Origin of the sequence: Methylobacterium sp. E-025 (assembly GCF_022829705.1) — a bacterium.
Taxonomy (GTDB): Bacteria; Pseudomonadota; Alphaproteobacteria; order Rhizobiales; family Beijerinckiaceae; genus Methylobacterium.
The window spans coordinates 43,316-64,117 of record NZ_JAKSYR010000037.1; the positions used below are offsets into that span (position 1 = coordinate 43,316).

Annotated in this window: 24 protein-coding genes; 16 read left to right on the forward strand and 8 right to left on the reverse strand. The window is 72.7% G+C overall.

Annotated features, from left to right (window positions below; all coding sequences use genetic code 11):
- Window positions 1–30: 30 nt before the first annotated feature.
- Entirely contained in the window at window positions 31–348 is a 318-nt protein-coding gene (locus tag MKK64_RS02935; protein ID WP_243932172.1) for a hypothetical protein, read from the forward strand.
- Here the strand turns inward: MKK64_RS02935 and MKK64_RS02940 are convergent.
- Complete coding sequence (locus MKK64_RS02940; protein ID WP_243932173.1) at window positions 274–705, reverse strand: winged helix-turn-helix domain-containing protein; 432 nt, start codon at window positions 703–705, stop codon at window positions 274–276. The two genes, MKK64_RS02935 and MKK64_RS02940, sit on opposite strands and share 75 nt — an antisense overlap.
- 150 nt (window positions 706–855) lie before the next feature.
- Between MKK64_RS02940 and modA the strand changes: the two genes are divergently transcribed.
- Window positions 856–1,662, forward strand: coding sequence for a molybdate ABC transporter substrate-binding protein (gene modA / locus MKK64_RS02945; protein ID WP_243932174.1), 807 nt, complete (start codon window positions 856–858; stop codon window positions 1,660–1,662).
- 28 nt (window positions 1,663–1,690) lie between these two features.
- Window positions 1,691–1,900, forward strand: coding sequence for a molybdopterin-binding protein (locus tag MKK64_RS02950; RefSeq protein ID WP_147726238.1), 210 nt, complete (start codon window positions 1,691–1,693; stop codon window positions 1,898–1,900).
- Window positions 1,901–1,982: 82 nt separating this feature from the next.
- On the opposite strand, the gene MKK64_RS02955 is transcribed toward MKK64_RS02950, so the two are convergent.
- From MKK64_RS02955 to MKK64_RS02970, 4 genes are read right to left on the reverse strand one after another with little or no spacing between them, the layout of a single operon-like run.
- Window positions 1,983–2,753, reverse strand: a complete 771-nt coding sequence (locus tag MKK64_RS02955) for an ABC transporter ATP-binding protein (RefSeq protein ID WP_409566119.1) — start codon at window positions 2,751–2,753, stop codon at window positions 1,983–1,985.
- Entirely contained in the window at window positions 2,753–3,826 is a 1,074-nt protein-coding gene (locus MKK64_RS02960) for a FecCD family ABC transporter permease (RefSeq protein WP_243932175.1), read from the reverse strand. Before MKK64_RS02960 ends, MKK64_RS02955 begins: the two co-directional genes overlap by 1 nt.
- Entirely contained in the window at window positions 3,823–4,887 is a 1,065-nt protein-coding gene (locus MKK64_RS02965; RefSeq protein ID WP_243932176.1) for an iron ABC transporter substrate-binding protein, read from the reverse strand. The genes MKK64_RS02960 and MKK64_RS02965 overlap by 4 nt, the downstream gene beginning before the upstream one ends.
- A 28-nt stretch (window positions 4,888–4,915) precedes the next feature.
- The gene (locus MKK64_RS02970) at window positions 4,916–5,623 is read right to left on the reverse strand and encodes an aldolase/citrate lyase family protein (RefSeq protein ID WP_243932177.1); all 708 of its coding nucleotides are present in this window, start codon (window positions 5,621–5,623) and stop codon (window positions 4,916–4,918) included.
- Between the two features lie 105 nt (window positions 5,624–5,728).
- Between MKK64_RS02970 and MKK64_RS02975 the strand changes: the two genes are divergently transcribed.
- From MKK64_RS02975 to MKK64_RS03005, 7 genes are all read left to right on the forward strand, one after another.
- Window positions 5,729–6,793, forward strand: a complete 1,065-nt coding sequence (locus MKK64_RS02975) for a transglycosylase SLT domain-containing protein (RefSeq protein WP_147858665.1) — start codon at window positions 5,729–5,731, stop codon at window positions 6,791–6,793.
- Window positions 6,790–8,289 (forward strand): DUF2336 domain-containing protein, encoded by a 1,500-nt coding sequence (locus MKK64_RS02980; protein ID WP_243932178.1) that lies wholly within the window; start codon window positions 6,790–6,792, stop codon window positions 8,287–8,289. Before MKK64_RS02975 ends, MKK64_RS02980 begins: the two co-directional genes overlap by 4 nt.
- Before the next feature lie 298 nt (window positions 8,290–8,587).
- A complete protein-coding gene (gene serS / locus MKK64_RS02985) occupies window positions 8,588–9,985 on the forward strand; it encodes a serine--tRNA ligase (protein WP_243932179.1) in 1,398 nt (465 codons plus the stop codon).
- Complete coding sequence (surE, locus tag MKK64_RS02990) at window positions 9,985–10,749, forward strand: 5'/3'-nucleotidase SurE (protein WP_243932180.1); 765 nt, start codon at window positions 9,985–9,987, stop codon at window positions 10,747–10,749. Before serS ends, surE begins: the two co-directional genes overlap by 1 nt.
- Before the next feature lie 120 nt (window positions 10,750–10,869).
- Window positions 10,870–11,562: an alpha/beta fold hydrolase gene (locus MKK64_RS02995; RefSeq protein WP_243932181.1), complete on the forward strand. Its 693-nt coding sequence runs from the start codon at window positions 10,870–10,872 to the stop codon at window positions 11,560–11,562.
- On the forward strand, window positions 11,559–12,239 hold the full coding sequence (locus tag MKK64_RS03000) for a protein-L-isoaspartate O-methyltransferase family protein (protein ID WP_243932182.1): 681 nt from the start codon (window positions 11,559–11,561) through the stop codon (window positions 12,237–12,239). Before MKK64_RS02995 ends, MKK64_RS03000 begins: the two co-directional genes overlap by 4 nt.
- 164 nt (window positions 12,240–12,403) lie before the next feature.
- Window positions 12,404–13,843 carry a peptidoglycan DD-metalloendopeptidase family protein gene (locus MKK64_RS03005; protein ID WP_409567836.1) on the forward strand — a complete coding sequence of 480 codons (1,440 nt, stop codon included), beginning with the start codon at window positions 12,404–12,406 and terminating at the stop codon, window positions 13,841–13,843.
- A gap of 67 nt (window positions 13,844–13,910) precedes the next feature.
- On the opposite strand, the gene MKK64_RS03010 is transcribed toward MKK64_RS03005, so the two are convergent.
- From MKK64_RS03010 to MKK64_RS03020, 3 genes are all read right to left on the reverse strand, one after another.
- Entirely contained in the window at window positions 13,911–14,264 is a 354-nt protein-coding gene (locus MKK64_RS03010) for a YidB family protein (RefSeq protein WP_147727781.1), read from the reverse strand.
- Window positions 14,265–14,314: 50 nt separating this feature from the next.
- The gene (locus MKK64_RS03015) at window positions 14,315–14,695 is read right to left on the reverse strand and encodes a YidB family protein (RefSeq protein ID WP_147727780.1); all 381 of its coding nucleotides are present in this window, start codon (window positions 14,693–14,695) and stop codon (window positions 14,315–14,317) included.
- Between the two features lie 156 nt (window positions 14,696–14,851).
- Window positions 14,852–15,727 carry an ATP-binding protein gene (locus MKK64_RS03020; protein ID WP_243932184.1) on the reverse strand — a complete coding sequence of 292 codons (876 nt, stop codon included), beginning with the start codon at window positions 15,725–15,727 and terminating at the stop codon, window positions 14,852–14,854.
- A gap of 130 nt (window positions 15,728–15,857) precedes the next feature.
- Here MKK64_RS03020 and MKK64_RS03025 point away from each other — a divergent pair, with 130 nt between their 5' ends.
- From MKK64_RS03025 to MKK64_RS03050, 6 genes are all read left to right on the forward strand, one after another.
- Window positions 15,858–16,256, forward strand: coding sequence for an MAPEG family protein (locus tag MKK64_RS03025; protein WP_147727778.1), 399 nt, complete (start codon window positions 15,858–15,860; stop codon window positions 16,254–16,256).
- A 123-nt stretch (window positions 16,257–16,379) separates the two neighbouring features.
- Window positions 16,380–16,715, forward strand: coding sequence for a preprotein translocase subunit YajC (gene yajC, locus MKK64_RS03030; protein WP_147727777.1), 336 nt, complete (start codon window positions 16,380–16,382; stop codon window positions 16,713–16,715).
- 164 nt (window positions 16,716–16,879) lie between these two features.
- The gene (gene secD, locus MKK64_RS03035; RefSeq protein ID WP_147727776.1) at window positions 16,880–18,487 is read left to right on the forward strand and encodes a protein translocase subunit SecD; all 1,608 of its coding nucleotides are present in this window, start codon (window positions 16,880–16,882) and stop codon (window positions 18,485–18,487) included.
- A gap of 49 nt (window positions 18,488–18,536) precedes the next feature.
- Window positions 18,537–19,478, forward strand: a complete 942-nt coding sequence (gene secF / locus MKK64_RS03040) for a protein translocase subunit SecF (RefSeq protein WP_147727775.1) — start codon at window positions 18,537–18,539, stop codon at window positions 19,476–19,478.
- 27 nt (window positions 19,479–19,505) lie between these two features.
- Window positions 19,506–19,883, forward strand: a complete 378-nt coding sequence (locus MKK64_RS03045; RefSeq protein WP_147727774.1) for an Mth938-like domain-containing protein — start codon at window positions 19,506–19,508, stop codon at window positions 19,881–19,883.
- Entirely contained in the window at window positions 19,880–20,773 is an 894-nt protein-coding gene (locus MKK64_RS03050; protein WP_243932185.1) for a phytoene/squalene synthase family protein, read from the forward strand. Before MKK64_RS03045 ends, MKK64_RS03050 begins: the two co-directional genes overlap by 4 nt.
- The last annotated feature ends 29 nt before the right edge of the window (window positions 20,774–20,802 follow it).

A 20,802-nucleotide genomic window follows, 5' to 3' on the forward strand; every position in this document is an offset into this window, starting at 1 on the left:
CCTGCAGCCCAGCGCAGGCCGGAGCCGACGATGACGAAGCCGGACGCGACGCCCACCGCCCCGCCCGACCCTGGACCTGCGGCCGACGCCCCGCCGCACGACCTGCCTCCGGCGCTGGCCGCCCTGTGGTGGGCGGCGAAGGGTCCGGCGCATTGGGACCGCGCCCACGCGCTCGTCCAGGACGCGGCGGGTGCGGATGCCGCCTGGGTCCACGCCCATCTCCACCGTCTCGAGGGCGACCCGGCCAACGCGGCCTACTGGTACGCCCGCGCCTCACGCCCCGTCGCCACCGGCGATCTCGCCGCCGAGCGGGACGCCATCGCCGCCGCCCTCCGGTCGGTCGCCTGATCCTCCCCGATCGCCGGATGGATCCGCCGCCGCGCCTTCGAGGCGCACGAGCAACGGGGCGGCGGCCTCCGCAGCCAGGCGCTCGACCGCGCGGTACTGCGCCACCACCTCCGCGCCGAAGGCGGACAGCCGCGCCCCGCCACCGCTCCGTCCGCCGATCTGCGCCTCGACCACCGGCTGCCGGAACCCGGCATTGATCGCCTCGACCAGCATCCAGGCCCGCCGGTAGGACATGCCAAGCGCCCGGCCCGCCGCCGAGATCGAACCGTGCGCGGCGATCATCTCCAGCAGTTGCACCTTACCGGGTCCGAGCCGGTTGCCCGGCCCGAGATCGATGCGGATGCTCAGCGTCGCCATCGGTTCCCCTCGTCCGGCATCCTAACCCGGACGGCGACGGCACGGCGAGCGGCATCGACCCTGCGATCGGCCCTGGCCATCGCTATACTTGCTGGGATATAGCGGTGCGGCCGGCTCGACCCCTGCGAGGCGGCCGTTTCGGAGGTCCTCTTGATCGGTATCACGCGCGCCGTCCTCGTCGCCGCCCTGCTGCTCGGGACCGCCGCGCAGGCCGCCGAGACGGTCACGGTATTCGGTGCCGCGAGCCTGAAGAACGCCCTGGACGACGCCGGCAAGGCCTTCACCGCGCAGACCGGGATCGCGGTCAAGGCGAGCTACGCCGCCTCCTCGGCGCTCGCCCGCCAGATCGAGGCGGGCGCGCCGGCCGACCTCTTCGCCTCGGCCGATCTCGAATGGATGGACTACCTCGACAAGAAGATGCTCATCCGGGCCGAGAGCCGGGTGAACCTGCTCAAAAACCGCCTCGTCGTCGTCGCACCGAAGGACGCCAAGGAGAGCGAGGTTGCGTTCACCGTAGAGGGCTTCGCCAAGGCGCTCGGCGTGGACGGGCGGCTCGCCACCGGCGAGGTCAGCTCGGTGCCGGTGGGCAAGTACGCCAAGGCGGCCTTCGAGACGCTCGGGCTGTGGGCGACGATCCAGCCGCGGCTGGCGCAGGCCGACAACGTGCGCGCGGCGCTCGCCCTGGTCTCGCGCGGCGAGGCGCCCCTCGGCGTAGTCTACGAGAGCGACGCGAAGTCCGATCCGGGCGTGAAGGTGGTCGGCGTGTTTCCGGCGGCCAGCCATCCGCCGGTGGTGTACCCGTTCGCCGTCACGTCCGAGGCTAAGGGCGACGGCGCGGCCCGTTTCCTCGACTTCCTGAAGAGCGCGTCGGCCAAACCGTTCTTCGAAGCCCAAGGCTTCTCCGTGATCCCGGCCGGGCAGGGCGCCGAGATCCCGGCCGAGCCCGGCACCAAGTGACTTTTCTTTCATCCACAGAGGCTGTTCGATGAAGATCTCAGCACGCAACGTCATCAAGGGCAAGGTCGTCGCCGTCGAGAAGGGCGCGACCACCGCGCACGTGAAGATCGAGATCGCCGCCGGCCAGATCGTCACCGCGGCGATCACCAACGAGGCGGTCGACAGCCTCAAGCTCACGGTCGGCGGCGAGGCCTACGCCGTGGTCAAGGCCTCCGACGTGATGGTCGCCGTCGACTGACCGGCTGCGATCATGGGGCCGGGGGCATCCGCCGGCCTCGTGGGCGACCGACCCCTTGGGCGATGCCCCCCGAGGCTCGGGATCACGCCAGGATCGGCGTGCAGACCGAGCGCCCGTGCCCCGGCAGGGGCACCACCGCCACCTCCACCCCGTAGACGCGGCGCAGGCTCTCGGGCGTGATCGTCGCCTCAGGGTCTCCGAGCGCGACGAGGCGGCCGCCGTGCAGCAGCGCGACGCGGTCGGCGCAGAGGAAGGCGTGGCCGGGGTCGTGCGTCGAAAGCACCACGGCGATGCCGGTGGCCGAGAGACGACGGACCTGCTCGAGCACGCGGGTCTGGTTGCCGAAATCGAGGCTCGCGGTCGGCTCATCCATCACCAGGATGCGCGGCTCGCCGGCGAGCGCCCTCGCGATCAGCACCATCTGCCGCTCGCCGCCGCTGATCTCGGTGTAGATGCGCTCGCCGAGATGCGCGATCCCGAGCCTCTCGAGCGCCGCGTCCGCCGCCTCGCGGTCCTTGCGGCCGGGGCTGGCGAAGGGCGCGAGCCGGGCCGCGCGCCCCATCAGCACCACCGCGCGCACGGTGAACGGGAAGAACGCCGCATGCGCCTGCGGCACGTAGGCGATCGCGCGCGCGATCCTGCGGCGCGACCAGCGCGACAGGTCCTCGCCGTCGAGCCGGACGCGGCCCGCGCGGGCCGGCAGCAGGCCGAGAAGGGTCTTGAACAGGGTGGTCTTGCCGCCGCCGTTCGGCCCGAGCAGGCACAGCACCTCGCCGGCCCCGAGCGAGAAGCTGACGCCGGCGCCGACCTCGCGCGCGCCGTATCCGAAGGCCAGCGCCTCGACGGACAGCATCAGGACCAGCCCCGCTTGCCCGCCGCCAGCAGCCAGAGGAAGAACGGCGCGCCGGCGAGCGCCGTGAGGATGCCGAGCGGCACCTCGATCGGCGCCAGGGTGCGGGCGGCGAGGTCCACCGCCACGAGATAGCCGGCGCCCAGCAGCGCGGAGGCCGGCAGCAGGCGGCGGAAATCCGGGCCGACGAGGCCGCGCGCGACGTGCGGCACGACCAGGCCGATCCAGCCGATCACCCCCGTCACCGAGACCGCCGCCGCGGTGACGAGCGTCGCCGCCGCGACGAGGAGCGGGCGCAGCCAGCGGGTCTCGATGCCGAGCGCCCGCGCCTCCTCCTCGCCGAGGCTCATCAGGTTCATGCGCCAGCGCAGCAGGACGAGGGGCAGGAGCCCGAGCCCGATCGCCGGCAGGATCGCCAGGACGTCGCTGAGGGTGACGGAGGACAGGCTGCCGAGCAGCCAGTAGGTGATGGCGGGCAGCTGGTTGTAGGGGTCGGCCAGCACCTTGAGCAGCGAGATGCCTGAGCCGAGCACGGCGCCGACCGCGACGCCGGCCAGCACCAGCGTCAGCACCGGATCGTGCCGGCCGACCAGCGCGCCGACCGCGTAGACGATCGCCACGGCGCCGAGGCCCCCAGCGAAGGCCAGCCCCTGGATCGCGAGGACCGGCAGCGCGAGGGTGATGCCGAGCACCGCCCCGAGGCCGGCGCCGGCCGAGACCCCGAGGATGTCGGGCGAGACCAGGGGATTGCGGAACAGGCCCTGGTAGGTCGCGCCGGCCGACGACAAAGCCGCGCCGACGACGAGCGCGGCGGCCACCCGCGGCAGGCGGACCTGAAGCACCACCACCTGCGCGGTCGCCTCGCCCGGCGCGGTCCCGAACAGCTTGGAGGCCAGGATCGCGAACACCTCGGCGACCGGCACCGGGAATTTCCCCGCGGCGAGGGCGACGAGGACGAGCGCGCCGAGGCCGCACAGCGCGAGGCAGGCTCGCACGGCCGCCGAGGCACGCCGTCCCGCGCCGGGGACGGCCTGCGCCGCCGCGGGCGCGTCTGTCGTCGCGGCGCCCTGGGTCATCGCCCGGCGTCGCGTGATCGGTGCGCCGGCACCGCGTCGGCGAGCAGCGCGTCGACCGCCTCGGGGGCGAGGGCGACGTGGTAGAACCGCTGGTAGAAGTCGGCGACGATCGCCGGCAGGGGCTCGGGGAACTGCGCCGGGTAGAGCAGGTGCGCGAGCCAGCGCACGCCGATTAGGCGGTTCACGCCCGGCGGCGCGTCGAACCAGGCGAAGGGCAGCGTCGGCGTCCGGTAGACGCGCCCCTCGCGCACCGCCTTCACCCCTTGCCAGAGCGGATCGTCGGCGGGCCGGAAGGCGGGATCGAGGGCGACGATCACGTCCGGGTTCCAGCCCAGGACCTGCTCCGGCGAGACGTTGGCGAGGCCGTTGCCGCCGACGGCCACGTTCCGGGCGCCGACCACCTCGAGGATCTCGGTGTTGATCGAGCCGGAAAAACCCGTCTCCAGGCCGCGCGGGCCGCGGGCATAGTACACGCGCGGACGCTCCGCCTCCGGGATCTGCGCGACGCGGGCGGCGACCTCCGCCACGGTGCGGTCGGCATAGGCCGCGAGCCCGTCGGCAGCCTGATCCAGTCCGAGGACGGCGCCGAGCCGACGGTAGGTCTCGGCGGTCCTGGCGAAGGCGCCGTCGAGCAGGATGTAAGGGATGCCGGTCTGGGCCTGGACCCGGTCGGCGAGCGAGGCGTAGGTCGGCCCCGTCGAGCCGACGTCGACGATCAGGTCCGGCTTGAGGGCGAGCACCGCCTCGACGTTGGCCGTGCCGCCGCGCCCGGTCAGGCGGCCGCTGGCCGGAAGTCCCCAGGTCGCCGGGGCGAGGTAGGGCCGCTCCGCGGGGGAGGGCGACCGGACCCAGGCCGCCATCCGCTCGGGCGCGAGCGTGTAGAGCAACACGGACGCGGGCGGGCCGGCGGCGACGACCCGGGCGGCCCGCTCCGGAACCTCGACCACGCGGCCGGCCGCATCGGTGAACGGGCGGGCCCGGGCCGGCCCCGCCGGGAGTGCCAAGAGCGCCAGCAGGGCGAAGCCGAGGGTCGTGCGGGCGAGGCGTCGCGGATGCGGCATGCTGCAGCTTCGATCGGAGGATGTCCGCTCACCCTAGGGGCAGCGCGCCGCGAGGGCCACCGGCGACGCTCGGATCCCGCCCGAACACCGCGGCGAGGATGGCCGCCGCCGCGGCGGTCTCGGCGAAGCCCCCCCGGAACCCGTCGCGGCAGGCCGCCTCCACCGTCGCGCGATCGGGCGACGGGCCGGGCATGTCGAAGGCCGGGACGCGCAAGGCGGCGGCGGCCAGCACCAGAAGCCCGCGCGCCTGCGCCAGCGGAGCAGGCTGCGGCGCCCGCGACGAGGCCGAGACCCCGAGGTCGCGCGCCAGCGCGTCGAACGCGCAGAACAGGCCGGCGAGGCGCGCGAACCTTTCCGAGCCGCCGCCGAAGCGGAGCAGGGCGCCGGCGCCGTCGAGGCCGGCGACGATCCGCGTCGCACCGTCCGGGATGCCGGTCTCGGCCTCGTGCACGGACAGGCGCACGCCGAGCCGGGCGACGTCGCCGGCATCGGCGACACCCGGCAGGACGATGCCGTCGGGCCGCAGCGCCAGCGCCGCGGCGAGGTCGGCCGCGCTCGGTGCGACCCGGACGTAGAGCGGCAATGCGCCGGGCCTCCGCCGCAGGGGCGGGAGCCAGGCGGGCTCGGCGGCCGGGGCATGGTCCAGCACCAGGGCATCGGCGTGGGCGAGGTCGGGCGGCGCGCCCGCGGGCGAGGCGATCAGCAGGACGCGCATGAGGGCCGAGTCATCGGGCATTTAGGCTTTCTTTACCATGATGGCCAAAGGTCCCCGCATCCGGGGCGCACCGTGCGGCGCCTCACGCGACGCCCGTCCGGCGCGTGCGGCTCGAAGCGGCGATCGATGTTCCTGTTCACCACGCCTTCGAACCCCCAGCCAGCCGCGGCGCCGCCGCGGGCCGCGGGTCCGCAGGGCGCGGTCGTCGACGCGATCCGCGACGGGGCCCAGAGCAGCGGCGTCGGCTTCGACTACCTGCTCGCCACGGCCCAGCGCGAATCCGCCCTCGATCCCTCGGCCAAGGCCGGCACCTCGACCGCCACCGGCCTGTTCCAGTTCATCGAGCAGACCTGGCTCGGGGTGATGAAGTCCGCCGGGCCGAAGCTCGGCCTCCAGGCCTACGCCGACGCCATCGTCGCGCGGCCGGACGGCAGCTACACCGTCGCGGATGCCGGCCAGCGCCAGGCGATCCTCGACCTCCGGCGCGACCCGAAGATCGCCGCCTCGCTCGCGGGCGCCTTCACCCAGAAGAACGGCGAGGCGCTGTCGGCGGCGCTCGGGCGCGAGCCGACCGCGGGCGACCTCTACGCCGCCCACGTGCTCGGGGCGAAGGGCGCGACGACGCTGATCGCCGCCGCGCGGGCGACCCCGGACCGGGCGGCCGCCCTCGACATGCCGGAGGCCGCCGCCGCCAACCGCGGCCTGTTCTACGATCGCACCGGCCGGCCGCGCACCACCGCCGAGCTCTATGCCAGCCTCTCCGCGGCGGGCGCCGGCCGCACCGCCGCCAGCGACGTGACCCTGCTGACGCAGGGCGCCGCCGTCGCCCCGCCGGCGGCGGCGAGCGCCTACGCCGCGGTCGGGGGCGACCTGCGCACCCTGTTCCAGACCGACCGGCGCCAGGGCGCCCTCTCGGAGGGCGTCGCCAAGCTGTTCCAGGGCCGCGCGGCGGAGGCCGCCCGGCCGGCCCCGAGCTACTTCCCGCGCTCCGACCCGAGCCTCGATTCCACCGTGCCGGTCGCGGCGGTCGCCTCGGCCGACCCCGAGACCACCGGCGCCATCGCCGCGGCGATTCCGGCGGGCCGCGCGCTCGTCGATCCGCCGCTGCCGCCGCGCCGGCCGGCCGAATTCGCGGCGTCGCTTGCCGCCGCCCCCAACGCGTCGTTGTTCACGAACCGGAGCGGCCCATGAACATCCGCCAGTTCCTCGCCTGCACCCAGTCCACCTCGGCGGGGCGCCGGGCCGAGGCCGCCTCCGCGCTGACGCGGGCCTACCTGTACGGCAACCTGGAGGCGGATGCCGCGTGGGAGGCCAAGACCGCCATCCTGGCGCTGCTCGACGACCCGGCCCCGGTGGTGCGCCGCGCCATGGCCGAGGCCTGCGCCGCCTCGGCGCGTGCGCCGCGCCCCCTCGTCGTGGCCCTGGCCTCCGACCAGACCGAGGTCGCCTGCCTGGTGCTCGCCGCATCGCCGGTCCTGACCGATGCCGACCTCGTGGACGCCGCCGCGATGGGCTGCGAGACGATCCGCGCGACGATCGCCGCGCGCCATCACCTCTCGCACGCCGTGGCCGGGGCCCTGGCCGAGATCGGCGGCGCCGACACTCTCGCGGTGCTGGCCCGCAACCCGACGGCGCGCATCACCACGGGCCGCATGCTGCGCATGGTCGAGCGCCACGGCGGCGACGCCGGCGTGCGCGAGGCGCTGCTGGCGCGGGCGGACCTGCCGATCGAGGTGCGCCACGCCGTCGGCGCCCGGCTCGCCCGGACCCTGTCGGACTTCGTGACCGCGTGCGGCTGGCTCTCGCCCGACCGCAGCGCCCGGATGAGCCGCGAGGCCGGCGAGCGCACGGTGCTCGAGCTCTGCGACGGCGCGGGCGCCGCCGCCACCGCGCGGATCGTCAAGCACCTGCGCATCACGGGCCAGCTCAATGCCGGCCTGATCCTGCGGGCGATCCTCTCGGGGCAGATGGCCTTTGCGGAGACCGCGTTCGCCGACCTCACCGGCCTGGAGCACGCCCGCGTCGGCACGCTGCTGCGCGAGCCGCGCGGGATCGCCGACCTGCATCGCCGCGCCGGCCTCGCCGAAGCGCTGCTGCCCGCAGTGGTGGCCGCGCTCTCGGCCTGGCGCGAGGCCGCCGACGGCACCAGCACGTTGCGCGGCGTCGGCCTGTCGCGGCGGATGATCGAGCGGGCGATCACTGCCTGCGAGGACATGCCGTTCTCCGAGATGCAGGGGGTGATGGCGCTGCTGACGCGCTACGAGGCCGAGGCCGCCCGCGACGAGGCCCGCGCGGTCGCCCGCGCCATCGCCGAGGAGGCCCTGGCGCGCGAGGCCGCCCGCCGCGAGGCCGACGAGGCTGCCGCGGAATGGCGCGCGGCGCAGGAGGCGGCCACGCTCAGGCTCGCGGCCGACGACATTCCCGAGCCGACGGCTTTGGACCGCATCGCGCTCGACCCTCGCGACCGCATCGGCGACCGGCGCTTTACGGACGTGGCGTCGCCCGAGGCCGACATCGTCGCCGAGCGGGAGCCGCGCACCGACCCGGTCGGCGCCATCCTCGACGCGCTGCCCGAAGCGATCCTGGCGAGTTTTCGCGAGGAGCAGGAGCGGGTGCGCCTCGCCGCGGAGACCGAAGCCGCGTCGGATGCCCAGGACGCCCCGGAGCGCCGGCGTCTGGCGGCCTGACCGCCGGGGTTGCGAAGCGCCGGCTCCCGCCGACAGGGTCCGGGATCCAGAGCCGCCGAGGGTGCCAAGCCGAATTCCGACCTGCGGTTCTTGATTCGAGGCTCGCCTTCGGCGCCCCGGGCTGACGGGAAAGATTTCGGCGGAGGGCGTCACGAGACGCATCATCTCGATGCCCTGACCGGAAGCGGGCCGGGCGGTGTCCACGGCGGACGCGCGTGCCCGCCATCGCCCGCCCCAGCCTTGTCGCGCGCGGACCGATGCTGCAAAGCGTGCCCGTCCGCACGACCCGAGCCAGCCCATGCACGACATCCGCGCCATCCGGGACAACCCGGAAGCCTTCGACCGCGACCTTTCCCGTCGCGGCCTCAGCCCGCTCTCGGCCGAGCTGATCGCGCTGGACGACGCCCGCAAGGCGGCCGTGTCGGCGGCGCAGGAGAATCAGGAGCGCCGCAACGCGCGGGCCAAGGAGATCGGCGCCGCCAAGAAGGTGAAGGACGAAGCGCGCGCCGCCGCGCTGATGGACGAGGTCGCCGGCCTCAAGGAGGTCGCACCTGCTCTGGAGACGGCGCAGTCCGAGGCCACCAAGGCCCTCGACGACCGGCTCGCCGCGATTCCGAACCGGCCCAAGGCCGACGTGTCCGAGGGCGCCGACGAGCACGGCAACGTCGAATACCGCCGCTTCGCGTCCGCGCGTGAAACGCTTGCAGACGGCCGCCAGCATTTCGAGCTCGGCGAGGCCTTGGGCCTGATGGATTTCGAGACCGCGACCAAGATCTCCGGCTCCCGCTTCGTCGTGCTCAAGGGCCAGATCGCCCGGCTGGAGCGGGCGCTCGGGCAGTTCATGCTCGATCTGCACACGCAGGAGCACGGCTATCTCGAGGTCGCGCCGCCGATCCTGGTGCGCGACGAGGCGATGTTCGGCACGGCGCAGCTGCCGAAGTTTCGCGATGACCAGTTCGCCGTTAATGACGGTTCGACCATTGAAGACATTCGTCGCAGCGTTGGTTCGATCATTGCCGTCGCGGGCCATCAACGCGAAGCAACCGACTTCATTTCGGGCGGAGTTCAAGATCGGCTTGACCAGAGTTCGCGCTGGCTCATCCCCACAGCCGAAGTCCCGCTCACCAACCTCGTCCGCGAATCCATCCTAGCGGAAGACGAGTTGCCGCTCCGCTTCACGGCCCTGACCCCCTGCTTCCGTGCGGAGGCTGGGGCGGCCGGGCGCGACACCCGCGGGATGCTGCGGCAGCACCAGTTCAACAAGGTCGAGCTGGTCTCGATCACCGCCCCGGAGAAGTCGGCGGACGAGCACGAGCGCATGCTGGCCTGCGCCGAGACGGTCTTGAAGGAGCTCGACCTGCCGTTCCGGACGATGACCCTGTGCACCGGCGACATGGGCTTCGCCAGCCAGAAGACCTACGACATCGAGGTCTGGATGCCGGGCCAGAAGACCTTCCGCGAGATCTCGTCCTGCTCGGTCTGCGGCGATTTTCAGGCGCGACGGATGAATGCCCGGTACCGTAAGGACGGCAAGCCCGCCTTCGTGCATACCCTGAACGGCTCGGGCGTCGCGGTCGGCCGTGCGCTGATCGCGGTGATGGAGAACTATCAGAACCCGGACGGCAGCGTCACGATCCCGTCCGTGCTCGCGCCCTACATGGGCGGCCTCAACCGGATCGAAGGACCACGCCCGTAATGCGCATTCTCGTCACCAACGACGACGGCATCCACGCGCCGGGCCTGGAGACGCTGGAGGGCATCGCCCGGACGCTCTCCGACGACGTCTGGGTGGTGGCGCCCGAGACCGACCAATCCGGCGTCTCGCACTCGCTGTCGCTGAACGACCCCCTGCGCCTGCGCCACATCGCGGAGAAGCGCTTCGCGGTGAAGGGCACGCCCTCCGATTGCGTCATCCTCGGCGTGCGCCACATCCTGGCCGACCACGGCCCGGACCTCGTGCTGTCGGGGGTCAACCGCGGCCAGAACGTCGCCGAGGACGTGACCTATTCCGGCACCATCGCCGCCGCGATGGAGGGCACGATCCTCAACGTGCGCTCGATCGCGATGTCGCAGGCCTACGGGATCGGCGGCCGCGGCAACCTGAAATGGCAATGCGCCGCCCATCACGGGCCGATCGTGGTGAAGAAGATCCTCGAGACCGGGATCGAGCCGGGCATCGTGATCAACGTCAACTTCCCCGATTGCGAGCCGGAGGAGGTCGCCGGCATCGCCGTGGCGGCGCAGGGGCAGCGCAACCAGGCGCTGCTCGCCATCGACGCGCGCACCGACGGGCGCGGCAATCCGTATTTCTGGCTCGCCTTCGCCAAGGCCCGGTTCGAGCCGGGCAACGGCTCCGACCTGAAGGCGATCGCCGAGAAGCGCATCTCGGTGACGCCGCTGCGCCTCGACCTCACCGACGAGCCGACGCTGACGCGCTTCGCCCAGGCCTTCGCGCAGTAGGCGGATCCCGCAGCCGCGGCGGTTCTGAATTCCGGGCTCGCCTGCGGCGCCCCGCAACGACGGGGCCGAAAGCGGACATCCTCTCGGGGGCGACCGCATCCCGAACCGGAGACTCGCCCGATGAGCCTCGTCCTGATCCCCGGATACATGGCCGATGCCAGCCTGTGGGACGACATGGCCGAGGCGCTGGCGCCCGCAGGCCCGATCCACCATGCGAGCCTCGCCCACGACGACACGATCCCGGCGATGGCGCAGCGGCTGCTCGCCGAGGCGCCGGCGCGCTTCGTGCTCGTCGGGTTCTCGATGGGCGGCTACGTCGCCCGCGAGGCGGCGCGGCTCGCGCCGGAGCGGGTGCGGGGGCTGGTGCTGATCGCGACCTCGTCGCGATCCGACTCGCGCAAGCAGGCGGTCGCCAAGCGCCTCGCCATCGAGGGCGTCGAGGCCGGCCACTTCGGCGGCCTGAGCCGGGCGGCGGCGGCCGCCTCGGTGCATCCGGACCGGGCCGGGGACGCGGCCCTGATCGAGCGCATCCGTGCGATGGGGCAGCGCCTCGGGCGCGAGGCCTTCCTACGCCAATCCCGGCTCGAGCGGGTCGGCGACGCGGATCGGCTCGGTGCGCTCGGCTGCCCGACGCTGGTGATCGCGGCGGGCCGGGACCGCCTGCGCAGCATCGCGGAATCGGAGGAGCTGCGCGACGGCATCCCCGGCGCGACGATGGCGGTGGTCGCGGATGCCGGCCACATGCTGCCGCTCGAGGCGCCGGACGCGCTGGCGGCGCTCATCCTCGCCTGGATCGGCGACCTGCCGCCATGACCGGAAGCGACGTGGACGCGATCGACGACCAGGCCGGCGCGAGCTTGAGCGGCCATGCCGGCCTCGGCGGGGCGATCGAGAACGCCGCCTTCGTGCTGGCCCTGCGCGGGCGCGGCACCCGCGACACGGCGGTGCTGCGGGCGATGGAGCAGGTGCCGCGCGCCGCGTTCGCCCCCGCCGCGTATCGCCACCTCGCCCGGCGCGACCTTTCCCTGCCGCTGCCCTGCGGCGCGGCGATGACCGCACCGAGCACGGTGGCGACGATGCTGACGCTGCTGAAGGTCGAGCCCGGAATGCGGATCCTCGAGATCGGCACCGGGTCCGGCTACGTCACGGCGCTGCTGCTGCAACTCGGCGCCGGCGCGGTGACGAGCCTGGAGCGCTACGCGACGCTGGCCGGGCAGGCGAGCGCGAACCTCGCAGGGCGCGCCCGCGTGCTCCAGGGCGACGGCCTCGCCGACACCGCGGGGGGCGGCTACGACCGCATCCTGGTCCACGGTGCGGTCGCGGAGCCGCCCGCATCCTGGGCCGCGGCGCTGAAGCCCGGCGGCCGCCTCGTCGCCGGATCGGAGGGCGGGCTGATGGCGGCCACGCATGGCGGGCAGGGCCTCGTCGTCGAGCCGGGACCGCGCCTGCGCCTCGCGCCGCTGGTGCCCGGACGAGCCGCCGCGCTTTAACCAATCGCGCTCGCCGCTCCGCCTGCGGTAAGCATTCCTAAGGAGCGATCCCGAGAGCGAAATGGTGCTCGCGCGGCCGTGAACGTGGTGAACGGGAACGGTTGTTTAACCTGAATCCGGCTTTCATGGGCTCATCAAGTTGCGTCAGGCAAACGGGTGCGTCGATGCGGGTTCGCGGGACTGGTCGGAGGATGAAGACGCTGTCGCGCTTCGCTCTCATCGGAGTTATCGGCAGCGGTGCCGCCGCCTGCTCGTCGGACGCATCGCGTCTCGACAGCCCCTTCACCAACCCGTTCGCGTCGAACATGGCGAGCGAGCCGGCGGCGACGGGCAGCCTGCCGGACATGCCGTCGGCGCCGCCGATCCGCACCGGCCGGATCCAGTCCGAGGCGCTCGGCGCGCCGACGGCGATCTCGCCCCGGCCCGGCCCGGTGGCGGCCCGCGTGCCGACCCAGCCGATGGCGCAGACCACCCGCGTCGCCTCCACCGGCACGCCCGGCTGGAACGCGCAAGGGGGCACCACCATCACCGTCGCCCCGAACGACAGCCTCAACCAGATGTCGACCCGCTTCGGCGTGCCGGCCTCGGCGATCCTGTCGGCCAACGGCCTGACCAGCGCCGGCCAGGTGACGCCCGGCCGCCAGCTGATCATCCCGGTCTACAGCGCCTCGGGCATGAACCCGGCAGCCGCCCCGATGACGGCGCGGGCCGTTCCCGCCGCCCCCTCGGAGCGGATCAAGGCCGCCGAGGCCAAGCGCCAGGACGACACGAAGGCGGAGGCCAAGCGTAAGGAGGCGGCCAAGGAAGCCGCCAAGGAGGCCCAGAAGGAGGCCGAGGCCAGGAAGCTCGCCGACAAGCGCGCCGAGGAGAAGGCCCGCAAGGACGTCGCCGCCAAGGAGGCCGACGCCAAGAAGCATCACGTGCGCCCCGGCCAGGTCGCCAAGGCCGATACGAAGCCCGACACCAAGGCCGAGGCGACGCGCAAGGCCGAGGCGGAGGCCAAGCAGGCCAAGGCCGACGCCGCCAAGGCCGACGCCGCCAAGGACGCGGCGAAGAAGGTCGCCGAGGCGAAGGCCGCCAAGGCCGCTTCGGAGAAGGCGGCCTCGGAGAAGGTCGCGGCCGAGAAGGTCGCCGCCGCCAAGCCGGAGCCGGTCAAGACCGCCGCCGTGGCGAAGGTCGAGCCCGCCAGCACCGGCTCGGTCGCCGCCGCGGCCCCCAGCGCCCCGGCCGCGCCGGACCAGACCTTCCGCTGGCCCGCCAAGGGCCGGGTGATCTCCGGCTACGGCTCCTCGGGCAACGAAGGCATCAACATCGCGGTGCCCGAGGGCACCGCGGTGAAGGCCGCCGAGGACGGCACCGTCGCCTATGCCGGCTCGGACGTGAAGGGCTACGGCAAGCTCGTGCTGGTGCGGCACTCGAACGGGTACGTGTCGGCCTACGCCCACAACGGCGAGCTCGACGTGAAGCCCGGCGAGAAGGTGAAGCGCGGCCAGACGATCGCCAAGTCGGGCGCGTCGGGCAACGTCACCTCGCCCCAGCTGCACTTCGAGATCCGCAAGAGCGGCGCGCCGATCGACCCGATGTCGCAGCTCGCCAGCAACTGAGCGATTTCCCGAGACCCACGATCGAGGGCGGTCCGCGAGGGCCGCCCTTTCGCGTTTCGGCGCGTCGTCAGGTCCCGGGCGTGCGCAGCGTCCCGTCGGGGCTGTGCTGGTCGACCGCCGCGGGCAGCACCTTCGCCAGGACCGCGAGGACCTGGTCGGTCGGGATCCCGAGCTTGTCGGCGATCTGCCGGACCTGCTCGTTGTCCAGGACCTTGCGCAGGTCCTCGGTGGTGATCGGCGCGTTCGGGCCGCGGCCGAGCCAGGAATTCACCTGCGCGGCGTAGCCCGAATTCTGGAGCTGGTTCAGCAGCCCCTGAAGCCCGCCTGGCAGCACCCGCTCGACGATGCCGGGAAGGGCCTCGACGGCGGCCTGGCCCAGGCTGCCGCCGAGCGCCGACTTGAGGGTATCGAACAGGCTCATCGCTGGGTTCCTCGCCGTGATCCGCGCTTCACTCTAGCCGCCGGCCGGCGTCAGGCCACCTGCGTCGAGAATTGCCGCTGCGGCGCGAGCGTCCCGTCCCGGCTCTGGCGGTCGACCGCCCCGGGCAGGAACTCGGCGAGCGCCGTCGGCACGCGCGCTTCCGGGATGCCGAGGTCGGCGGCGAAGCGCGTCAGCGCCTCGGGCGAGAGCAGGGCGGCGTAGGCGCCCGCGGGGAGGGCGACGTTCGCCTCGGATCCGAGCCACGAGGCGACGGCCGAGCCGTGGCCCGCCGCGCGCAGGGCATCGAGGAAGGCCGGCAGGCCGCCGGGATAGATCTTGGCGAAGGACATCGGCAGGCCGTCGCCGCCGATCGCGTCGATGCGGGCTTCCGCGCGGGCGAGCGCGGATCGGATCGCGTCGAAGAGTCCCATGATGTCAGCCCCGTCCCGCCTGCTCGTCCGCCGGGAGGCGGATCGCTCGAGGTGCAAGCTCGGGCGTAGCGGACGCAAGGCAAGCGCCTGCGGCGTCGAGAATGCACCTGCGGCGTCGACGACGCGCCCGCAACCGATCGGCCGACGGGATTTCGATCAGTCGAGGGTCCGGCCGAGCCGCCCGGCCAGATCCTGGATGAACTGGAAGGCGGTGCGGCCGGAACGCGAGCCGCGGGTGGTCGCCCATTCCAGCGCCTCGGCCCGGAGCGCGTCGGGCTCGACCGGAAGGGCGTGGCGCTCGGCATAGGCGCGGATCATCGCCAGGTACTCGTCCTGGCTGCACTTGTGGAACCCGAGCCACAGGCCGAACCGGTCCGAGAGCGAGACCTTCTCCTCCACCGCCTCGCCGGGGTTGATCGCGGTGGAGCGCTCGTTCTCCACCATCTCGCGGGCGAGCAGGTGCCGGCGGTTCGAGGTGGCGTAGAACAGCACGTTGCCCGGCCGTCCCTCGATGCCGCCGTCGAGCGCCGTCTTCAGCGACTTGTACGAAGTGTCGTCGCCATCGAACGAGAGGTCGTCGCAGAACACCACCCAGCGATGCGTGTCGGAGCGGAGCGTCGCCATCAGGTCGGGCAGCGCCTCGATGTCCTCGCGGTGGATCTCCACGAGCTTCATCGGCAGGGCGCCGGCCGCGCGGCGCGCGTTGATCTCGGCATGCACCGCCTTCACGAGCGACGACTTGCCCATGCCGCGCGCGCCCCAGAGCAGCGCGTTGTTGGCCGGCAGCCCGCGCGCAAAGCGCTCGGTATTCTCGGCCAGGGTATCGCGCGCCCGGTCGATGCCGGTGAGCAGGCCCATCTCGACGCGGTTGACGGTGCGCACCGGGATCAGCCGGCGCTCGGGCCCCCACAGGAAGGCGTCGGCGGAGGTGATGTCCGTCACCGGTCGCGCGGGCGGGGCGGCCCGCTCCAGCGCCGTGGCGATGCGCTCCAGCAGTGGCATCAGGGTCTCGAGGGTGGTCGCTTGCGTCATGGCGGATCGGTTCGGATGGCTCTTCGAGGACCGCACGGGCCTACGCGCGCTCGGCACGACTCGCAACACGGCCTGCAACGTCCGGAGCCCGCTCGCGTTGGTCGGCGCATCGCAACGCCGGAGACCCGCCTTGATCTTCCCCGCCACCACCGCCCTCTTCGCCGCCCTGTTCGCCCTGATCTACATCGGCCTGTCCGGCTGGGTGGTGGGGGCCCGGGTCAGTGGCAACGTCCTCGTCGGGGATGGCGGCCGGGACGGATTGCAGCGTCGCATCCGCTCGCACGGCAACTTCTCGGAATACGTGCCGCTGACGCTCGGCCTGATCGCCCTGCTCGAAGCGGGCGGGACCCGGCACTGGATCGTGCTGACGCTGCTCTGGCTGCTCCTGATCGCGCGCCTGCTGCATCCGGTCGGCATGTTCGCGCCGGTCAACTCGCCGCGCCAGTTCGCCTGCCGCGGCGGCGGCATCCTCGTCACCCTGCTCGTCATGACGGTGGCGGCGGTGCTGCTCCTCGTCCGGGCGATGTGAGGGGCGCGCGCCGCCCGGCGTTGCTTTCGGAACGCCCCTGGCTATAGTCCGCGCGCTTTCAGACAGGCCCGGCGACGCTTCCGACAGGCGCGCACGGGCCCGACGTCACATGAGGAGACGCGCTTGATCACCCCCGCCTTCGCGCAAGGGGCCGGCACTGCTGCCGGCGGAGCCGAGATCGCCTTGCAGGTGGTTCCCTTCGTCCTCATCTTCGTAATCATGTATTTCCTGATCCTGCGGCCGCAGCAGAAGCGGGTCAAGGAGCATCAGGCCCTGGTCAAGAACGTCCGCCGCGACGACACGATCGTCACCAACGGCGGCCTCGTCGGCCGGGTGGTGAAGGTGCTGGACGACGCCACCGAGATCGAGGTGGAGATCGCGCCGAACGTCCGGGTCAAGGTGGTGCGCACCATGATCTCCGAGGTCCGCGTCAAGGGTGGGCCGGTCAAGGCCGCCTAGGACGCTCTCCGCCGAAGTCGGGGCCGGTTCGGCCCGAGAGCGCGTGGGACGGCAAGTGCCCGGAACTGGCTCCCATCGCGACGCGATCGGGAACGGCTCCGGACCCGCCGGATCAGGATGCCGGGGCAAGCCCTCGGCAGGACTGCAGAAAACAGAGTCGGCGGATGCTGCGCTTTTCCCGTACCAAAATCGTCGTGACGCTCGTCGCGATCCTGATCGGCCTCAGCCTCGCGGTGCCGAGCTTCTTCTCGCCCGAGCAGCGCAAGGGCTTCATGGCCGCGCTGCCGGGCTGGTTCCCCGCCTGGATCGTGCCGACCCGCGCGATCGTGCTCGGACTCGACCTGCAGGGCGGCTCGCAGCTCCTGCTGGAGGTCGACCAGGCCGAACTCGTCGCCTCCCAGGCCAAGGCCCTGCGCGACGAGGTCCGCGGCGTGCTCCAGCGCGAGAGCGTGCGGGCCGACGGCGGCATCGGCATCCTCCAGCGCGGCGTCCAGGTCCGCGTCGCGGACGCGGCCGCCCGCGCCAAGGTGATGCCCAAGCTGCAGGAGCTGGCGCAGCCGATCTCGAACCCGCTCGTCGGCCAGACCGGCGGGCGGACGCTCGACATCACCGAGCAGCCCGACGGCCTGATCCGCCTCGCGCTCACCGATGCCGGCATCAACGAGCGCACGCGGCGCGCCGTGACGCAGGGTATCGAGGTCATCCGCCGCCGCCTCGACTCGACCGGGACGCTGGAGCCGTCGATCCAGCAGCAGGGCGCCGACCGCATCCTGATCCAGGTCCCCGGCCTGCAGGACCCGGAGCGCCTCGAGGCGCTCCTGGGCAAGACCGCCAAGCTCGAGTTCCGGATGATCTCCGACAATCCGGCCGGCGACGTCGACATGCTGCCCTCGCGCGACGAGCGCGGCGCCAAGGTGGCGGTGGAGCGCCGGGTGATGGCCGACGGCGGCGACCTGACCGACGCGCAGCCGGCCTTCGACCAGCAGACCCACGAGCCGATGGTGAGCTTCAAATTCAACCTCAAGGGCGCCCAGCGCTTCGGCCAGGCGACCTCGGAGAACGTCGGCCGCCGCATGGCGATCGTGCTCGACAACGAGGTGGTCTCGGCCCCGGTGATCCGCACCGCGATCACCGGCGGCTCCGGTCAGATCACCGGGAACTTCTCGGTGCAGCAGGCCAACGACCTGTCGATCCTGCTGCGGGCCGGCGCGCTGCCGGCGAAGTTCACCGTGGTCGAGCGCCGCGTCGTCGGGCCGGGGCTGGGCAGCGACTCGATCCGCGCCGGCAAGATCGCCACCGGCGTCGCCGGGCTCCTCGTCGTCGGCTTCATGTTCCTGACCTACGGCACCTTCGGCTTCATCGCGAACATCGCCCTCATCGTCCACGTCGGGCTCATCCTCGGCCTGATGTCGGTGCTGGAAGCCACCATGACGCTGCCCGGCATCGCCGGCATCGTGCTCACCATCGGCACGGCGGTGGATTCCAACGTGCTGATCTACGAGCGCATGCGCGAGGAGCACCGCGCCGGGCGCTCCCTGGTCTCGGCGCTGCAGGCGGGCTTCGACCGGGCCTTCGCCACCATCATCGACTCGAACTCGACCATGGCGATCGCCGCGCTGATCCTGTTCTTCCTCGGCTCCGGCCCGGTGAAGGGTTTCGCGGTCGTGTTCATCCTCGGCATCCTCACCACCGTCATCACCGCGGTGACGCTGACGCGGATGATGATCGCCGTGTGGTACAAGTCCTTCCGGCCCAAAGCCCTTCCGTTCTGAACGTCGCCCGTTTCGGGAGGCCGCTTCCCGATCGCAAGGTCCCAAAAGAATGCGCCTGCTTCGCCTCTGGCCCGACGAGTCGCACTTCGACTTCATGCGCTTCCGCCGCCTGAGCTTCCCGCTCTCGGCGATCCTGTCGGTCGTGACCGTGGTGCTGTTCCTCACCGTCGGCCTGAACTACGGCATCGACTTCAAGGGCGGCACGCTGGTCGAGCTGCAGGCGAAGTCGGGCACCGCCGACGTCGGCGAGATCCGCCACACGGCCGCCGGCTTCGGCTTCGGCGAGCCCGAGGTGCAGGAGCTCGGCAACCAGGGCACCGTGCTGGTGCGCCTGCCGCTTCAGCCCGGCGAGCAGGGCCAGACGGCGGTGATGAACAAGGCGCACGGCGCCTTCGACAAGGATTACGAGTTCCGCCGCACCGAGACCGTCGGCCCCCGCGTCTCGGGCGAGCTGGTGCAGTCGGGCACGCTCGGCGTCGTGCTCTCGGTCGTCGCGGTGCTGCTCTACCTGTGGTTCCGCTTCGAGCGCGAGCTGGCGCTCGGCGCCATCGTCGGCACGCTCCACGACATCGTGCTGACCATGGGCGTGTTCATCGTCACCCGGATCGAGTTCAACATGACCTCGATCGCGGCGATCCTCACCATCGTCGGCTACTCGCTGAACGAGACCGTGGTGGTGTTCGACCGGACCCGCGAGCTGATGCGCCGCTACAAGACGATTCCCACCGACGAGCTGCTCAACCTGTCGATCAACTCGACGATGTCGCGCACCGTGATGACCTCGATCTCGGCCTTCCTGTCGCTGCTGGCGCTGGTGCTGTTCGGCGGCGAGGCGATCCGCGGGTTCGCGGTGGTGATGCTCTGCGGCGTGGTGATCTGCACCTACTCGGCGATCTTCGTCTCGACGCCGGCGCTGATCTATCTCGGGCTGATGCTCTCGGGCACCAAGGCCCAGGCCGCCCGCGGGCGGCTGCCGCAGGCCGCGGAGTAGGGCCGAGAGACGGGGGACCCACAGCGCATGGCCGAGCTCGACGGCTTCCTGCCCGGGCGCCACCTGATCGACGCCTACGGCAACGGCGGCTTCCGCTTCGGCGAGATGTCGCACCGCGGCTCGATCCTGGCGCTGCCGTCGGGCATCCGCGCCTGGGCCACGACCGAGGGGAGGGCGATCGACCGCACCGCGTTGCGCCCGGTCCAGGCGGAATCGGCGGAGATCGAGCTGCTGCTCGTCGGCACGGGCCTCGACATCGTGCCGCTGCCACCCGATCTTCGGGCATGGCTCAAGGACAACCGGATCGGTCTCGACGTGATGCAGACGGGCGCGGCGGCGCGCACGTACAACATCCTGGTGGCGGAGAACCGCAAGGTGGCGGCGGCCCTGATCGCGGTCGCGTGAGCGCAGAGCCGGGGCAGGGGGACAGCCAAGCAGAGGGTAACGGCGGCCTCGCCTTCGCCTTCCGCCACTGCGAGGACCTCGTCCGCGCGGGCGACCCCGACCGCTACTTCGCCACGCTGTTCGCGCCGCAGGCTTTCCGCCCGCACCTGTTCGCGCTCTACGCCTTCAGCCTGACGGTCGCGCGGGTGCGCGAGGCCGCCTCGAACCCGATGGCCGGCGAGATCCGCCTGCAATGGTGGCGCGACGCGCTCCAGGGCGAGGCCCGCGGCGACGTGAAGGCCAACCCCGTCGCCGCCGCGCTCCTCGACGTGATCGTCGCGCGCCGCCTCGGGCGCCAGCCCTTCGTCGACCTGATCGACGCCCGCGTCTTCGACCTCTACGACGACCCGATGCCCCGGCTGAACGACCTGGAAGGCTATTGCGGCGAGACCGCCTCGGCCCTGTTCCGCCTCGCCAGCCTGATCCTGTGCGACGGCACCGAGCCGGGCGGGGCGGCGGCCGCCGGTCATGCCGGCGTCGCCTACGGCATCACCGGCCTGCTGCGGGCGATGCCGTGGCACGCGCGGGCGGGCCAGGTCTACCTGCCGGCCGACGTGTTCCGCAGCCACGGCGTCACCCGCGAGGACATCGTCACCGGCCGCGGCGGTCCGGGCCTGCGCGGCGCCTGCGCGGACCTGCGCGCCGACGCCCGCCGGCACCTGGCCGCCTACGCCGCGGCGAAGGACACGATCGCGCCGGCCGCGCGCGCCGCCTTCCTGCCGCTCGTCCTGGTCGACGGCTACCTCGCCGCGATGGAGCGCCCGGGCTACGACCCGCTCAACACCCCGATCGAGACCGCCCGCTGGCGCCGCCTGTGGCGGCTGTGGCGCGGGTCGCGGGCGGCGGGGTAGGGGGCCAGTCTTCCTTCCCCCTTAAGCGG

Excerpts from the sequence above, each read along its gene's own strand:
- MKK64_RS02935 (WP_243932172.1), top strand. The coding sequence starts at position 31 with ATGACGAAGCCGGACGCGACGCCCACCGCCCCGCCCGACCCTGGACCT.
- MKK64_RS02940 (WP_243932173.1), bottom strand. The coding sequence starts at position 705 with ATGGCGACGCTGAGCATCCGCATCGATCTCGGGCCGGGCAACCGGCTC.
- MKK64_RS02950 (WP_147726238.1), top strand. The coding sequence starts at position 1,691 with ATGAAGATCTCAGCACGCAACGTCATCAAGGGCAAGGTCGTCGCCGTC.
- MKK64_RS02955 (WP_409566119.1), bottom strand. The coding sequence starts at position 2,753 with ATGCTGTCCGTCGAGGCGCTGGCCTTCGGATACGGCGCGCGCGAGGTC.
- MKK64_RS02960 (WP_243932175.1), bottom strand. The coding sequence starts at position 3,826 with ATGACCCAGGGCGCCGCGACGACAGACGCGCCCGCGGCGGCGCAGGCC.
- MKK64_RS02965 (WP_243932176.1), bottom strand. The coding sequence starts at position 4,887 with ATGCCGCATCCGCGACGCCTCGCCCGCACGACCCTCGGCTTCGCCCTG.
- MKK64_RS02970 (WP_243932177.1), bottom strand. The coding sequence starts at position 5,623 with ATGCCCGATGACTCGGCCCTCATGCGCGTCCTGCTGATCGCCTCGCCC.
- MKK64_RS02975 (WP_147858665.1), top strand. The coding sequence starts at position 5,729 with ATGTTCCTGTTCACCACGCCTTCGAACCCCCAGCCAGCCGCGGCGCCG.
- MKK64_RS02980 (WP_243932178.1), top strand. The coding sequence starts at position 6,790 with ATGAACATCCGCCAGTTCCTCGCCTGCACCCAGTCCACCTCGGCGGGG.
- serS (WP_243932179.1), top strand. The coding sequence starts at position 8,588 with ATGCACGACATCCGCGCCATCCGGGACAACCCGGAAGCCTTCGACCGC.
- surE (WP_243932180.1), top strand. The coding sequence starts at position 9,985 with ATGCGCATTCTCGTCACCAACGACGACGGCATCCACGCGCCGGGCCTG.
- MKK64_RS02995 (WP_243932181.1), top strand. The coding sequence starts at position 10,870 with ATGAGCCTCGTCCTGATCCCCGGATACATGGCCGATGCCAGCCTGTGG.
- MKK64_RS03000 (WP_243932182.1), top strand. The coding sequence starts at position 11,559 with ATGACCGGAAGCGACGTGGACGCGATCGACGACCAGGCCGGCGCGAGC.
- MKK64_RS03005 (WP_409567836.1), top strand. The coding sequence starts at position 12,404 with ATGCGGGTTCGCGGGACTGGTCGGAGGATGAAGACGCTGTCGCGCTTC.
- MKK64_RS03010 (WP_147727781.1), bottom strand. The coding sequence starts at position 14,264 with ATGAGCCTGTTCGATACCCTCAAGTCGGCGCTCGGCGGCAGCCTGGGC.
- MKK64_RS03015 (WP_147727780.1), bottom strand. The coding sequence starts at position 14,695 with ATGGGACTCTTCGACGCGATCCGATCCGCGCTCGCCCGCGCGGAAGCC.
- MKK64_RS03020 (WP_243932184.1), bottom strand. The coding sequence starts at position 15,727 with ATGACGCAAGCGACCACCCTCGAGACCCTGATGCCACTGCTGGAGCGC.
- secD (WP_147727776.1), top strand. The coding sequence starts at position 16,880 with ATGCTGCGCTTTTCCCGTACCAAAATCGTCGTGACGCTCGTCGCGATC.
- secF (WP_147727775.1), top strand. The coding sequence starts at position 18,537 with ATGCGCCTGCTTCGCCTCTGGCCCGACGAGTCGCACTTCGACTTCATG.
- MKK64_RS03045 (WP_147727774.1), top strand. The coding sequence starts at position 19,506 with ATGGCCGAGCTCGACGGCTTCCTGCCCGGGCGCCACCTGATCGACGCC.